This is a genomic window from Streptomyces sedi, assembly GCF_006335015.1.
Taxonomy (GTDB): domain Bacteria; phylum Actinomycetota; class Actinomycetes; order Streptomycetales; family Streptomycetaceae; genus Streptomyces; species Streptomyces sedi.
On record NZ_VDGT01000010.1, the window covers coordinates 72,842 to 86,803 of the forward strand.

Annotated in this window: 15 protein-coding genes; 8 read left to right on the top strand and 7 right to left on the bottom strand. The window is 72.1% G+C overall.

The window, feature by feature from the left end; all coding sequences use genetic code 11:
* The first annotated feature begins 30 nt into the window (after positions 1 to 30).
* Entirely contained in the window at positions 31 to 540 is a 510-nt protein-coding gene (locus FH715_RS14920; protein ID WP_139645394.1) for an AAA family ATPase, read from the top strand.
* On the opposite strand, the gene FH715_RS14925 is transcribed toward FH715_RS14920, so the two are convergent.
* Positions 497 to 2,881 carry an NACHT domain-containing protein gene (locus FH715_RS14925; RefSeq protein WP_139645396.1) on the bottom strand — a complete coding sequence of 795 codons (2,385 nt, stop codon included), beginning with the start codon at positions 2,879 to 2,881 and terminating at the stop codon, positions 497 to 499. The two genes, FH715_RS14920 and FH715_RS14925, sit on opposite strands and share 44 nt — an antisense overlap.
* A gap of 175 nt (positions 2,882 to 3,056) precedes the next feature.
* Between FH715_RS14925 and FH715_RS14930 the strand changes: the two genes are divergently transcribed.
* The 3 genes from FH715_RS14930 (at position 3,057) to FH715_RS14940 (ending at position 6,159) form a co-directional block, all read left to right on the top strand.
* A complete protein-coding gene (locus tag FH715_RS14930) occupies positions 3,057 to 4,103 on the top strand; it encodes an AraC family transcriptional regulator (protein WP_139645398.1) in 1,047 nt (348 codons plus the stop codon).
* 65 nt (positions 4,104 to 4,168) lie between these two features.
* Entirely contained in the window at positions 4,169 to 5,305 is a 1,137-nt protein-coding gene (locus FH715_RS14935) for an MBL fold metallo-hydrolase (protein ID WP_139645400.1), read from the top strand.
* A complete protein-coding gene (locus FH715_RS14940) occupies positions 5,302 to 6,159 on the top strand; it encodes an SDR family oxidoreductase (RefSeq protein WP_139645402.1) in 858 nt (285 codons plus the stop codon). Before FH715_RS14935 ends, FH715_RS14940 begins: the two co-directional genes overlap by 4 nt.
* Positions 6,160 to 6,251: 92 nt before the next feature.
* On the opposite strand, the gene FH715_RS14945 is transcribed toward FH715_RS14940, so the two are convergent.
* From FH715_RS14945 to FH715_RS14955, 3 genes are all read right to left on the bottom strand, one after another.
* The gene (locus tag FH715_RS14945; protein WP_139645404.1) at positions 6,252 to 7,139 is read right to left on the bottom strand and encodes a YwqG family protein; all 888 of its coding nucleotides are present in this window, start codon (positions 7,137 to 7,139) and stop codon (positions 6,252 to 6,254) included.
* 66 nt (positions 7,140 to 7,205) lie between these two features.
* The gene (locus tag FH715_RS14950; protein ID WP_139645407.1) at positions 7,206 to 7,613 is read right to left on the bottom strand and encodes a DUF4259 domain-containing protein; all 408 of its coding nucleotides are present in this window, start codon (positions 7,611 to 7,613) and stop codon (positions 7,206 to 7,208) included.
* Positions 7,614 to 7,876: 263 nt separating this feature from the next.
* The gene (locus FH715_RS14955) at positions 7,877 to 8,218 is read right to left on the bottom strand and encodes a hypothetical protein (protein ID WP_139645410.1); all 342 of its coding nucleotides are present in this window, start codon (positions 8,216 to 8,218) and stop codon (positions 7,877 to 7,879) included.
* Positions 8,219 to 8,383: 165 nt separating this feature from the next.
* On the opposite strand from FH715_RS14955, the gene FH715_RS14960 reads away from it, so the two are divergent.
* From FH715_RS14960 to FH715_RS14970, 3 genes are all read left to right on the top strand, one after another.
* Entirely contained in the window at positions 8,384 to 9,178 is a 795-nt protein-coding gene (locus tag FH715_RS14960) for a helix-turn-helix domain-containing protein (RefSeq protein WP_139645412.1), read from the top strand.
* Entirely contained in the window at positions 9,171 to 9,350 is a 180-nt protein-coding gene (locus tag FH715_RS14965; RefSeq protein ID WP_139645415.1) for a DUF397 domain-containing protein, read from the top strand. The genes FH715_RS14960 and FH715_RS14965 overlap by 8 nt, the downstream gene beginning before the upstream one ends.
* A gap of 238 nt (positions 9,351 to 9,588) precedes the next feature.
* The gene (locus FH715_RS14970) at positions 9,589 to 10,833 is read left to right on the top strand and encodes a hypothetical protein (RefSeq protein WP_139645416.1); all 1,245 of its coding nucleotides are present in this window, start codon (positions 9,589 to 9,591) and stop codon (positions 10,831 to 10,833) included.
* A 25-nt stretch (positions 10,834 to 10,858) separates the two neighbouring features.
* Here FH715_RS14970 and FH715_RS14975 read toward each other — a convergent pair whose 3' ends face one another.
* Together FH715_RS14975 and FH715_RS29320 are read right to left on the bottom strand one after the other, a co-directional pair.
* Positions 10,859 to 12,067: a methyltransferase domain-containing protein gene (locus FH715_RS14975; RefSeq protein ID WP_139645418.1), complete on the bottom strand. Its 1,209-nt coding sequence runs from the start codon at positions 12,065 to 12,067 to the stop codon at positions 10,859 to 10,861.
* On the bottom strand, positions 12,064 to 12,195 hold the full coding sequence (locus FH715_RS29320) for a hypothetical protein (RefSeq protein ID WP_281290754.1): 132 nt from the start codon (positions 12,193 to 12,195) through the stop codon (positions 12,064 to 12,066). The genes FH715_RS14975 and FH715_RS29320 overlap by 4 nt, the downstream gene beginning before the upstream one ends.
* 243 nt (positions 12,196 to 12,438) lie before the next feature.
* Between FH715_RS29320 and FH715_RS14980 the strand changes: the two genes are divergently transcribed.
* A complete protein-coding gene (locus tag FH715_RS14980; protein WP_139645421.1) occupies positions 12,439 to 12,936 on the top strand; it encodes a GNAT family N-acetyltransferase in 498 nt (165 codons plus the stop codon).
* Between the two features lie 79 nt (positions 12,937 to 13,015).
* Here the strand turns inward: FH715_RS14980 and FH715_RS14985 are convergent, their stop codons facing one another.
* Positions 13,016 to 13,957, bottom strand: coding sequence for an alpha/beta hydrolase family protein (locus FH715_RS14985; RefSeq protein WP_139645423.1), 942 nt, complete (start codon positions 13,955 to 13,957; stop codon positions 13,016 to 13,018).
* Between the last annotated feature and the right edge of the window lie 5 nt (positions 13,958 to 13,962).

The following is a 13,962-nucleotide window of genomic DNA, read 5'->3' on the forward strand; positions in this document are numbered from 1 at the left end:
CGCCGCCTTCCGCGGCGTTAGGGTGCGGGGATGCGCATCATCCTGGTGAGCGGCCCCTCGGGCGCGGGCAAGACGACCGTCGCCCGTCTGCTGGCCGAGAGCGGGCCCTCCCCCAGCGTGCATCTGCACACGGACGACTTCTACGCGGCGATCAGACAGGGCGCGTTGGTGCCGTATCTGCCGGAGGCGCACGAGCAGAACCGGACCGTCACGGGGGTGATTGCCCGGGCCGCCGCCGGTTACGCCGCGGGCGGGTACCACACGGTGGTCGACGGGGTGGTCGGGCCGTGGCTGCTGGACGCCTACGAGGAGGAGGCGGGGGCCGCGGGCGTCGAGCTGGTCTACGTGGTGCTGCGGCCCGACCGGGAGACGGCGCTCGCCCGGGGAACGTCCCGCTCCGCGCATCCGCTCACCGACCGGGCGGTACTGGGCCGCGTCTACGACGGCTTCGCCGACCTCGGCCCATTCGAGGAGAACGTCCTGGACTCCACCGGCCTCACCCCCGAGGAGACGGCCGAGGCCGTGCTGGCACGCCGCTGAGGCGGTCGGGAGGACCGGTTCCCCGCGCGAGCCGGCGCTGGAGTTCGGCGTGGCGGAACTGGTAGGTGGCACCGCCCTGGCGCAGCACCCCTCGTCGATGGGCGTCCGCGAGGAAGGGCATCAGCCGCCACGGCAGCCGCCGCCGCGCGGCCAGCCAGCACCGCGCGAGCGTGAATCTCCCGTACGTCGCCTGGAGGAACGCCCAGGCCAACCCGGTCGCCACCGCGTTGGCCACTCCGGTCTGAACGCCCTTCCACAGCCCGAGGTCCGCCCCGACGACGAAGACGGTGGCGGACCCGATGCCGATGCCGCCCGCCATGGCGATCGTCCAGAACGTGACGCGATCCTGGCGCAGGACCGTCTGGGGGTCGGCGGCGACCGTCGCCTCGGCGGGCCGCGCTTCGAGGCCGGCTCCGAAGGAACCGGCGGCCGCGGCGACGAGTCCCGCCACCGCCCCGCTCAGCGGGTCCGACTGGAGCACCACCGCCAGGCCGATGGCCACCCCGGCCGCCAGACCGTTGACGATGCCGAGGGGGGACCAGCGAAGCCCCCTCGCCGGGACCGCCCGCGTGCCCAACGCGACGACGCACAGGGCGGCGAGGAAGAACCCGACGCTGTTGACCAGCGGAGCGGCCTTCCCCATGGCGGGCTCCCCCGCGAACGCGCCGACGATGGAGGCCGCGAACCCGCCGGCCAGACCGGCCCGGAAACCCCCCAGGAACCCGGGGATGAGGCCCAACGCCAGTCCGCTGACGAGGTATCCCGCCGGGCTGTCTATCCCCATCACGTGCCGCGCCCCCAGACCGACGAGGGCGCCGAGGAGGCTGCCGACCAGCCCGCCCCCGAGCCCGCGGTTGAAGGTGGCGGCGGGTGGGCTCCATCTCCGGGCGAGCATGGCCACGACGACTCCCACGACCATGCCGAGTCCCAGCCAGGGGCCGAACGGCATCACCCACGCCGCCGGCACCGCGGCGAGCCCGACGACGACTCCCGCGAGGAGCCTGGGCGTCGCGCCCGCCAGCTCCCACCATCTGAGGTCCGTACTGCCCCGCTGGCGGCCCTCCAAGTCCGCGGCGAGGAACGCCAGGAAGTGGCTCGCCTGCCGCCTGTTCCATTCACGGCGTGGCGTCGGGGCGGGGTGCCGCCCGTAGGATGCGGGCAGGAAGGCGTCCAGCAGGTGCGCCCGCATCGCCTCCGGTGTGGGGAATCGCGCGCTGTCCAGCAGTTCGACCGGGCCGTCAGCGGGGCCCGCTCCCTCCTCGGGCGGGGAGTTGTAGGCCGTGCGGGCAAGGGACGCCATCAGCGGGGTGGTCAGCAGCCTGGCCAGCGGGTGGCGTGCGCTCTCCCCCGACAACGCGGCGAAGACCTCCCGCCAGCGCGCCACCCCGGTCGGCCCGGCCGCCGAATCCCGCAGATAGGAGACGACGGTGTCCAGGTCGAGGGGCAGCAGTTCGATGCCGGCCGCGCCGGTCACCCGCACCTCGATTCCCTCGCCGGCCCGGACCGTCGTGAGGAACGGGTCGCTGCGCGAGGCCAGCACCAGCCCCAGGTCGGGATGCCCGCCCATCGTGTCGTTGATCCGGGCGATCGCCCGGCCGCGGACGTCGCCGGGGATCTCGTCCAGACCGTCCAGCACCAGCATGATCAGGCCGGCGTCCAACAGCTCCCGCCCCCGGGTGGCGCCCGTCCGCCCGCGTTCGCCCAACGCCGGGTAGTCGGTCCCCAACCGCTGTTCCAGCCACCCGTCCAGGTCCTCCGCGTCCGGGGCCCAGGACGCCAACGGCACCAGCAGGGGCACCGGGGCCCCTTGGTGGCGACGGGCCAGCAGGTCCAACACCAACCGGACCAGCAGGACGCTCTTGCCCGAGCCCGGTTCCCCCAGCACCACCAGACGACCGGTCGGCACCCTGGCCAGAACGTCCACCAACTCGCCGTCCGTGCCGGAGAGCGCCTGCGGCTCCGCTGCCCACGCGGAGGGGGACATCGCCGAGGCGCGGCCGACACCCGTCGTCGCCAGTCGGACGATGGAGGTCCACGGCTCCAGCAGCTCCGCCGACGCCGCCCGCCACCGGACGGGAAGGGGATACGGGTCGTTTAACCGCCTCAGCGCCACCTCCTTCTCCCACTGCCGCTTCACCGCGAACGCCAGGTCGTCGGCGGCCGCTGTCAGAATCCGGTCGTCGGCGGCCCGGGCCGAGGGCCGCTCGGTGCGGGGCTGTTGGTTGATGGTGATGTCGCCATGGAACTCCCGCCCCTGGAACACGTACTCGCCGGTCCCCGAGAAAGCGTTGTGGCTCTGGCCGGCTCCCGTGCCGTCCTCGCCGAGCGGATCTCTCACCACGTGCCGTGCCCCCCGCCGTCCGGGTCGTACGTCAACAAGCCTCAAGATGGTGCGCACTCACAGCAGTCCCGCCGCCACTCTACGGCCCCTCCCACGTTCGGCGATATAACGGTGTGCCCGCTGGTCAGCGTGGGGAGGTTCCGCGCGCGGTGGGGCGCCGCCGTAGTCTGCCGGCATGGTTCCGATGATCCGCGCCGCCAGCCTGCGCGGCTTCGTGGCGCTGGTCGACGGGCTGGGCGGTGACGCGGAGGCGCTGCTCGCCCGGTTCGGGGTCGCGTCCTCGGCGCTGGAGTCGGACGAGGGGCTGATCCCGATCACCGCCAACGACCTGGTGCTGGACTCAGCCGCCGCCGAACTGGACTGCCCCGACCTGGGGCTGCGGCTGGCCGAGGCCCAGGATCTGAGCATCCTGGGGCCGTTGGCGGTGGCCATCGAGGCTTCGTCGACGGTCGCGGAGGCGCTGCGTCTCGCCTCGCGCTACATGTTCGTGCACAGCCCGGCGCTGAGCGTCGGAGTCGGGGCCGACCCGTACGGCAGCCCCGGGGTCGTGGCGCTGACCTACCGGAAGGACCCGCGCGAGTCGCCCTACTCGCCGCAGGCGACGGAGCTGGGACTCGGGCTCTTTCAACGGGTCGCGCTGGCGCTGGTCGGCACGCCGTCCGGGCTGCGCTCCGTCGAGATCCCGCACCAGCCGCTCTCCCCCGTCGAGCGCTACACCGCGTTCTTCGGCGTCGACGTGCGGTTCGGGCGCCCCGAGGGCGCGCTGCGCGTCGAACGGCGGGTGCTGGACGAACGGTTCGCGACCGCCGACGAGACGATCAGGGAGCTGGCCGCCGCCCATCTCGCCGACACCTACGCGGACCCGGGGCGCGCGGTGTCGACGCAGGTCAAGCGCGCGCTGGCCGGGACGCTCGGCACCGCGCCCCCGGCGCTGTCGGGCGTCGCGCGGCTGCTGGCCGTGCATCCGCGTACGTTGCAACGGCGGCTCGCCGCCGAGGGGACGACGTTCGAAGCGGTGCTGGACGAGGCGCGGCGGGAGGCGGCGCACCGCTACATCACGACGACCGCACTCCCGTTGGGGCAGGTCGCCGCGCTGGTCGGCTTCAGTGAACAGTCCACGCTCAGCCACGCCGTGCACCGCTGGTACGGGACCAGCCCGCGCGCGCTGCGCCGGGCCCCCTTCGGCGACGGCGGGCCGGGGCGTTCCGGATTGTCGCGCTGAGACAAGTCTCGCGCGGGCCGCGTCGGCACCCTGGGGGAAACCCGCCGACCCCGGAGGTGCGACTGATGGTGGACCAGGCACAGCGAGGCGACCTGGGCCTCGCGGCGATCGGGGCACGTCCGATCCCCGAGTTCGACGGCGTGCACGAGGTGTGGCCGCGCGGCGAGCGGCTGGCCGCCGTGCGCAGGGCGGCGGCCGAGTACAAGGAGCGCTTCGCGGCCCAGGGCCAGGTCACGGCGGTGCGGTCGGTGGACATCGCCGCCGCCCCCTACCCCGTCGACTACGCCTTCCACGGCGCGGTCTCGGTGCCGACGCTGCCGCTGATCTCCATGATCAACCGGATGCTCGTCGTCCAGTACGACGACTGGGACGGCACCCCGCGCACCCTGGTGTTCGAGCCGACGGTACCGGACGGCTCGGCGGAGGCGCCGTTCTACCGGAACCTGCGGAAGCTGACCCGACGGGTGCCGGGCGGCCGACTGGCCGAGAAGACGGTCCTGAAGTACTACAACGAGCCGGGCGATGTCCTCGCCAAGGTCGGACTGACCGCCGACGACATCGACTTCTGCACCTTCGACCACCTCCATGTGCAGGACCCGCGCATGATCCTCGGCTCCACCCAGGTCATCGAGGGCGAGGCGGCACCGCGCCGGCCGCTCTTCGGCGGGGCGCGGATGCTGGTGCACAGCCGCGAACTGGCGACCCTGCGGTCGCTGCACCCGATGCAGTGGGCCTGGTATGTCGAGGGCGGCCTGGGCGGGGTCGACCCGGAGAAGTTCGTCACGTTCGACGGCGACATCGAACTCGGCCCCGGCATCGCCCTGCTGTGGACGCCCGGGCACACGGACGGCAACCACTCGCTGGTCGTCAACACACCGGACGGGGTGTGGGTCTCCTCGGAGAACGGCATCTCGCTCGACAACTGGCAGCCGGAGCTGTCGAGGATCCCGGGTGTGCGCAGGTACCACGAGAAGTTCGGCCGCGAGATCTGTCCGAACGCCAACACGCTGGAGGACTCGCTCGACCAGTACGACTCGATGGTCAAGGAGAAGACGCTGGCCGACCGCAGCAAACGGGACCCCCGTTGGCTGCAGATCCTGCCGTCGACCGAACTCGCCCCGTGGAAGCGCTTCTGGCCGGTGGTACCGACCTTCGCCCACGGCGGGATCGCGTACGGCGAGATCAGGGCGGCCCGGGGATGAGGCGCCCGACCGGGCGTGCCGCTCGTGAACCCGGGGGCGCGGTCGTCACCGGCGCGGGCCGTGGGCTGGGGCGCCGGATCGCGGGGCTCCTCGTCGCGCGCGGCCACCGGGTGCTGCTCACCGACCGGGACGGGGACTCCGCGCGGGCGGCGGCCGAGGAGCTGGGCGGCGCGGCCACCGCGCTGGCCGTCGACGTGCGCGACCAGGGCCAGGTCGAGGCGGCCAGGGACGCGGCCCTGGACCTGGCCGGGCGCCTGGACGTCTGGGTGAACAACGCGGGCGTGCTGGTCACCGGCCCCGCCTGGGAGCAGGACGAGGCGACCCGCAGACTGATGATCGAGGTCAACGCTTGCGGCACCATCAACGGCACCGTCGCCGCCATCGACGCGATGCGCGGCAACGGCGGCGGCCACGTGGTCAACGTCGTCTCCCTCGCCGGGCTGACGGCCGTGGCGGGTGAGGCCGTCTACGCCGCCTCCAAACACGCGGCGCTCGGCTTCAGCCTCAGCACGATGGCCGACCTGAGGGTCGCCGGCGTGCGGGACATCCGGATCTCCTGTGTCTGCCCCGACGGCATCTGGACGCCGATGCTCCACGACAAGCTGCGCGACCCTCGCTCGGCGCTGTCCTTCTCCGGCCGGCTCCTCACGCCGGAGGAGGTGGCCGACGCCGTCCGCCGGGTGCTCGACCGGCCCCGACCGGTCACCTCGATCCCCCGCTGGCGCGGCGCCCTGTCGCGCCTCGCCGACGCGGCGCCGACAGCGGGGCTGGCGGCCATCCCGCTGATGGCAGCGCGGGGCCGCCGCGTCCAACGGAAGATCCTGGCCGGGGGCGGGCCGCGCGCCGGGAAGTGAGGCGAGAAGCGGGACGAGGAGCGAGGGGAGGAGTGGGGCGAGGGCCGTTCGGAGGCGCCACACCAGCGGTGCGAGGGCCCGGAGTGCCCGCCCTAGTGCGACTGTCCCGTGACCCACACCCGACCGAAGTCCCTTGCCGCGAGGTCGCGTTCGGTGATGCCGAAGTAGAGCCGCCCCGCGTCGCCCCAGCTCCAGCCGAGCGCCTCGTCCGTGTCCAACTGCAACAGCAGCCGCCACTCCGGCGCCTCCAGGACCGGCCCCTGGAGGCCGAGGGGCCAGCCGCCGAGAAGATGGACCGGCGTGCCCTCCTGAAGGGGGTAGACGGACGGCATCAGCGGCGCGTCGATCGCCTCCCACTCCTCGTAGAGATCGGCTATGTGGCCCTCCGTGTCGTCGCCGAGCGCGAACTCCTCGACGCCGGTCCACGGCAGGGTGTACGTCCGGCGCACCGGCCGCTCCGGGTGCACGACCGCCCCCTCCGGGGGCGCCAACTCCCCCACGTCGGCTCCGGCGTACAGCACGCGCCAGCCGCGCTCGGGCGCGGCGTCGAGCACCGGGTCGTCCGGGGTGGGGAAGGCGTGGTCGGCGGGATCGGCGACGGAGTCGTAGAAGAAGTTGAGCCAGCCGTCGTCGGGCAGCGCCTCGCGGCTGCCGACCTCCGCCAGCTCGGCGCAGTCGACGACGGCCAGCAGGTCGAGGGGTCGGCCTTCGGCCGACGGCCAGGGCGTGCCGGGCGCCAGCCTCGGCCCGCCTCCGAGGCGGGTGCCCCGCCATCGGGCGGGAGGCGAGGGCGCCTTCGACGGCCGATGGGTCAGCAGCACCTCCGAGCGCACCAACCGCTGCGCGCGCTCGGGCCCCAGGCAGCGTTCTCCCAGGGCGGTCATGCGGTCCCGCGACTCCCGCCACTCGTCGTGGCCGAGCGGCGGATCGAAGACAGGGCCCGCGTCCGGGTCGGGGGCCACGGGTGGGGTCCTGCTCATGGATCTTCCTCCTGAACGGGCGTGCGTGCGTGGTGGGATGAGGCGCCCGTGTCGACGGCGGGCGGGTCAGCGTGCGACGAGCGCCGCGCGAAGGGCGGCTATGTCCGCCAGCCACTCCTCGCCGTCCGACTCGTCCCACAACTCGCGCAGCTCGGAGTCCCCCGCCACCACCCGGTCCAGCGCCCGCACCGCCAACTCCCGCAGCCCCGTCAGATCCGGCAGCGGCTCCGACGGACGGTAGGGCCGCTCCTCCCCCGGCAGCGCGGTGGCCCCCGGCAGCTGCTCGACGATCAGCGCGGCGGCGGCGACGGCCTCGCACGCCTCGTGGGAGTCGAGGTACTCCCCGTTCTCCACCGTCGTGACCAGCGCCGCGCGTACCTTCCCCGCACGCGCGCCGGCCGGCGCGCGGTCCAACGCCACGACGAAGTCGGCGGCCATGTCGTTGTCGAAAGGACCGACGTCCCAGGCTCCCATCTCTGCCCCTCCCGGCATCCGAAGTCACTGCGACGCATCCTGACACCCGCCACTGACAATCGCCGCGATGCGCGAGGGCGTTGTCAGTGCCCGAGTTGGACTCCTTCCTGGACGACCTGTTGTATCTCCTGCACGACGAGGAGGCGGCGGAGCTACGCCCGACCATCCGCTACGGCATCCCCGTCCGGGTCCCCCGACGCGCGGCACCCCGCCCGCGCGGGGAGAGTGGGCGCGCGGGCGGGGCGGTCTCGCGGGAACGCGGCTCAGGGCGTGGTGAGTTGCTCGGGCTCCCGCACGCGGGCGCGTTCACGCTCGCGCTGGCGTTCGGCACGCTCGGCGCGTTGCGCGCGCCGGGAGGGACGGGCCTCGGGGTCGGAGCACTCCAGGACGGCGATCAGCTTTTGGAGTGTGGTTCCCCGGGCGACGCCGAGGTCCACGATCGCCATGTCGGGTGTCAGGTTGTCCAACACACGCGGGTCCAGGCCGACTTCCTGAACGCTGATGCCGTGCGGCCTGGCAGTCCTCTTCAACTCCGCCAGCAGACGCGCCGGATCGGTCACGTCGTAGCCCAGGTCCAGTTCGTCGTCATGCAGATAGATCAGCAAGGGTCCGCCTCCTCTTTGGGGTGCTTTCCGACAGAACACCAGACAGGAGCGGCCCCGTGGGCATAGGAAGGTGGCACTCTCATAGAACCTTCCGGCGGAGAAAGCGTGCCCAGACCAAAGAAGCGCAGGTCAAACGGCCCCGACAGTCAGCATGACGAACGCCCGATGAACGATCTCGAATACCTCGGCGGGGAACTCAAGGCAGCCCGCATCAAACGCAAGTTGACGCAGACCCGCTACAGCCAGGCCACGGGTTACTCTCAGAGCTATGTCTCCAAAGTCGAGTTGGGCGTCATCGTCCCCTCGGCCGACTACGCGCGGAAGTGCGACCTGGTCCTCGGTACGAACGGCCTCTTCGCGCGCCTGAGGGAGCGACTACTCGAACGCGGCCATCCCAGCTGGTTCGCGCCGTACGCGAAGATGGAGGCCGAAGCGGAGGAGATCCTGATCTACCGGCTGTCCACGTTGCCGGGGTTGTTGCAGACTCCCGAGTACGCGCGAGCGCTGTTCCGGGCAGGTCATCCGCACAAGAGTGACGAGTGGATCGAACAGCGCGTCAAGAACCGGGTGGACAGAAGAGCCACGTTGGAGGAGAGCAACCCCGCACACCTGTGGGCCATCGTGCACGAGGGCGCTCTCCATCCGGTCGTCGGTGATCGCGAAACCATGCGTGACCAACTGGAGTTCCTGGTCAGGGCGACGGAGATGCCCTCGGTGAAGCTTCAGGTGGTGCCCTTCTCGATCGGCGCCCCTCCTGGTAACGATCCGTTCTCTCTGCTGGATCTGCCGACCGGACGCTCCGTGGTCTACACGGACACCGCGCTCGGCGGCCAAATGAGTGAGGACGAGGAACGTGTACAGTCCTGCCGCGGAATGTTCGACCTGCTGCGGGCGGAGGCCCTGAGTCCGAGAGAGTCGATCGGGCTCATCCGGAAAATCGCGAGGGAAACACATGGCTGACACCAGCTGGCGCAAGTCCAGCTACTCGAACAACCAGGGCGGGGAGTGCCTCGAAGTCCGGGACGACACCCCCGGCTTCATCCCCGTCCGCGACAGCAAGGTGCAGGACGGCGACACCCTCACCATCGGTGCGGACGCCTGGACCTCCTTCCTGGAGCACCTCAAGCACTGACCGCCCCACGCGCCACGAAGGGCCGTCGACTCCACCTGGAGTCGACGGCCCTTCGCCTTGCACACAAGGGCAACTGCCGCCTCTCCCGCAATGGTTCCAGTTTGGCAACGGAACGGTTACGATACGGTCGTTCACGACGCCGTTAACCGCTGGTCGTCCGGGTCGGGGGCGCCGATAACGCACGCTTCCTACCGTTCTCGTGGCTCACCGCGCCGATCGTGCCCGTCGTCGTCACTCCATGGGAGAGAAGCACGTGTCTCAGGCCAGGTTGATCTTTGTCGCCGCTCTCGCCGCCGCGGGGCTGGCCGTGGCGGCGGCCCCGACCGCTCAGGCGGCGTCCGCGGCCCCGAACGCCACCCCCCGCACCACGCTGGAGCAGGAGACCACGGACGGGTTGGACGGCCCGCACCCGCCGCGTTGGCCCGAGTACGTCAACGGCGGCGCCTGGCCCACGAGTCACGTGCAGGGCGTGGTCGTGGACGACGAGAACGGCTTCGTCTACTGGTCGTTCACCCAGATGCTCGTCAAGACGGACCTGGAGGGGAACGTCGTCGGCACGGTCGAGGGCATCACCGGCCACCTCGGCGACATCGACCTCAACCCGCGCGACGGACGGGTCTACGGCTCCCTGGAGTACAAGGCCGAGGAGGCGTTCTACATCGCGATCGTGGACGTCTCCCGGGTGGACCGGGTCGGGATGGACGCCGAGACCGACGGCGTGCTGACCACCGTGCACCTCGACGAGGTCGTCGAGGACTTCACCGCCGACATGAACGGCGACGGCGTCTTCGACGGGGACACCGGTGACACCGAGGACCACCGCTACGGGTGCAGCGGGATCGACGGGGTGTCGTTCGGCCCGTCGTTCGGCGCCCGGCAGGACAGCCGGCAGAAGCTGATGGTGGCCTACGGCGTGTACGCCAACACCGAGCGCACGGACAACGACCACCAGGTGGTCCTGGAGTACGACGTGCGGAACTGGGAGCGCTACGAGCGCCCGCTGTCCGAGGCCGAGCCGCACCGCAGCGGGCCTGGCCGGGTGGACGACAAGTTCTTCCTGTACACGGGGAACACGACGTACGGCGTGCAGAACCTGGAGTACGACCGGCACACGGGGAACTGGATGCTGGCCGTCTACCCCGGCACCAAGGCCGAGTTCCCCAACTACTCGCTCTTCATGGTCGACGGCGGCGAGCGGCCGAGGCGCGGCGAGATCGTGGGACAGCCCGAGTACGAGCGCGGCCGGCTGCTGAGCCTGCTGCCCCAGGGGCAGCACGACGAGGCATCGGGCGTGTGGGGTTGGGACTTCGACGCCTCCTACGGCCTGGAGTCCCTGGGCGACGGCTACTACTACGGTGCCGAGGGCCGTTCGGTGCCGGGCGAGGACGGGTCGTTGCAGGAGGGCGAGGTGCACCTCTACCGCTGGACGGGCCAGCCGCCGGCGCCGTTCGAGCGGGTCGCGGAGACGGGCGGCGCGGTCTGAGCGCCGCCGACCCACTCGCCGGAGGCTAACGGAAGGACGGGACGGGGCGCGTCGGGTCCCCCAGCCAGGGGCGTTGCGTCCCGTCCGCCGTGACCGTCAACCCGAACGCGGCGAGCGGCGGCTCCCCCTGCTCCCGCCACCAGGCCAGCGCGCGCGTCACCTCGTCCCACAGCCGTCGCTCGCCCGACTGGTGAACGGTCGCGACGCCTGGCTCGGCGTCGTCGCGGTAGACGACCGAGGCCCAGGCGCGCGAGCCCTCGGTGCGGTCGAAGAACCAGACCGTCGAGTCGTGCGCGTGGGTGTTGAGCAGATGGGTGCACTCCGGCATCAGCAGACCGAGGAGGAACGGCTTCTCCGCGTACGGCCGGCCGACGCCGAGGTCGCTGAGGGGGACGGTGGTGGTGGCCGTGTCGGCCTCGCCCGGGTAGTCACCCACATGATGGGCGAAGAGCTCCCAGTCGAGCCGCTGCGCGCGGAGCTTCATGAAGCCCGCTGTGCGCAGAAAGCTCCCGCTGGCGCTGCCGTCCTCCGCGACGGTCAGCCGCACCAGCGCGTCCTCGTGGCCGTAGTGGGTGCCCCAGGGAGCCAGGATCACCCCGCCGGGACGGGTCTGCCGCAGCCAGCGGGTGGGGAGTTGACGGACGCCGGCCGTGACGATCACCCGGTCGTAGGGCGCCCCGTCGGGCCAGCCGTCCCGGCCGTCGCGGCAGACCACCTCGGGGTGGAGGCCGGCGGCGCGCAGGTTCGCCCGGGCACGCGCGGCCACGGCCTCGTCCACCTCGACGGTGACCACGCGCTCGTCGCCGAGGCGGGCCGCGAGCAGACCCGCGTTCCACCCGGTGCCGGTGCCGATCTCCAGCACCCGCGCCCCGGGGAAGACGTCCAGGGCCGTCAACATCCGCGCGACCAGGGCGGGCATACTCGCCGAACTGGTCGAAGTGCGGCCCGGCTCCGGCCCGTCGTGCGCGCCGTCGTCCCACTGGGTGGTGACGGGGACGTCGGCGTAGGCGGCACGTTCCCAACCGTCGGGGTCCGTGCGCCGGTCCACGGGGTGGCTGGCGCCGGTGTCGTGCTCGAAGGGCCAGATCAACTCGGGCAGGAACGCGGCCCGGTCGACGGCGTCGAAGGCCGGCGCCCAGTCAGCGGCGAGAGCGCCGTACTCGCGCAGGGAACGCGTCAACTCCGCGCGGGCGTCGACGCGTTCCCCCGCGGCCTGGTCAGGCTCGGTCGTCACTTGCGGTGATCTCCACTCCCGTCGGGAACGCTTCCGTCGGGCGGCGGCTCCTCCGGTACCCACGCCCGCCCCGGCAGCGAGTCGCCGGTCTCGTTCTCGTCGTCATCGGGCTTCTCGTGTTTCCCCATGGTGCGCCTCCACGGTTCGAGCGGTCCCCCTTCGGGGCCTACGCCTTGACTTCGAGTCAATCCTGCCAAGCCGAACGACGCCCATGCGCGTGTCTGCGAGCGTTCACCCCAACGAGTCAATCGCCGCGTGACCAGCACGGTTCCGGGACGCCCCGGGCAGCTCGCCGTTCGGCTCGCGGGTGTGTGCACCATGTCGGATCGGCGATCGTTCCGTCGGTTTCGTTTCCTGTTCGAAGGAGTGCCGTGTCAGACGTTTCCGTACGCCTCGCGACCGTTGACGATCGTCCCGTCGTCGAGCGGCTGTGGCTGATGTTCCAGCACGACATGTCGGAGTTCGGCGGTCGACTGCCGTTCCCCGACGGGTCGTTCCGGCGCGAGCGGCTGGAGGCGGCCTTCGCCGGGGCCGGTTGGGCGCCCTATCTGCTGACCAGCGGGGACAGCCCGGTGGGGTTCGCCCTTGTCCGTGGTCTCGACGGGCCGACGCGCGTGCTGAACAGCTTCTTCGTGGTGCGCGGGGCGCGCCGGGCGGGGGTCGGGGCGCGGGCGGTCGAGCAGGTCGTCGCGCGCCATCCGGGGCGGTGGGAGGTGGCGTTCCAGGACGCCAACGCGGGCGCGGTCCGCTTCTGGAGGCGCGTCGCCGAGGGGATCGCGGGCGGGGCGTGGACCGAGGAGCGCCGGCCGGTGCCCGACCGGCCCGAGCTGCCGCCGGACGTGTGGATCTCGTTCTTTACCGGCCCATAACACGTGCCCTCCTAGCTTGGGGTCTTGGAGAGAGGACCGCCGGAGCATCGGCGCGTGCGGGGAGGAGGGCTCGATGGTGTCACTTCGATTCCAGTCGTCCCAGCGGATGGGAGTCGCCGGCCAGAGCGGTGCGCGCGGTCTCCCAGTCGCTCTGGTCGATGCCGGTGACATGGCGCAGGTAGGCGAGGGTGACCTGTTGGACGAGCGAGACGCGGCCGGGGTGTTCGTCGGTGGTCTCCGCCGCCCCGTAGCCGGAGATGCCGCCGAGGAAGTGCTGACCGCCGTAGACCGTCAGCAGGCTTCTGTCGCCGGGGGCGAGGGTGTAGGGGTCGGTCGTCCAGGACGGGCCGCGGGTGGAGAGCGGGAGTTCGTCCGCGTCGCCGGCGACGACGAGTCCCGGCGCCGTGACGCGGGAGAAGTCCTGCTCGCGCAGCCAGGGGGCGTGGGCGAGGGCGAAGGGGGTGAGTCCGGCGCCGCCGCTGCCGGCCGTGGCCAGTTGGACGGTGGCCATGACCCGGGAGTCGGACAGGTCCTCGGCGACGCCGGTCGTCGGGTCGGTGACGCGCAGGCCGCCGAGGACGCCGGCGGTCTGGCCGCCGAAGGAGTGCCCGGCCGCGACGACCCGGCGGGGGTCCGTCCGGCCGGCCAGTCCGGGCACGGACGCCTCCAGGACGTCGAGTGCGTCGAGGAGTCGCCCGGTGTCCCGCACTCGATGGCGCCACAGCTGGGGTCTGCGGGGATCGTCGGCGGCCAGCTGGAAGCGGCTGGAGTCGAGATGAGTCGCCTGGATCACCACGAAGCCACCGGATACCCAGTGGTCGACCAGCGGTGCGTAGCCGTCCAGGTGCGAGCCGAACCCGTGGGCGAAGAGCACGAACGGCAGCCGGGTGCCGGTGATCGGCGCGGAGGCGCGGACGTGCAGCTCCTCGCCGCGCCACGGCGCGGGCAGCACGACCGGGCTGACCGACACGATCGGGGTGGGCGCGGGACCGGTGAGACCGGTCGTTCGATGCGTGACCATGCCGG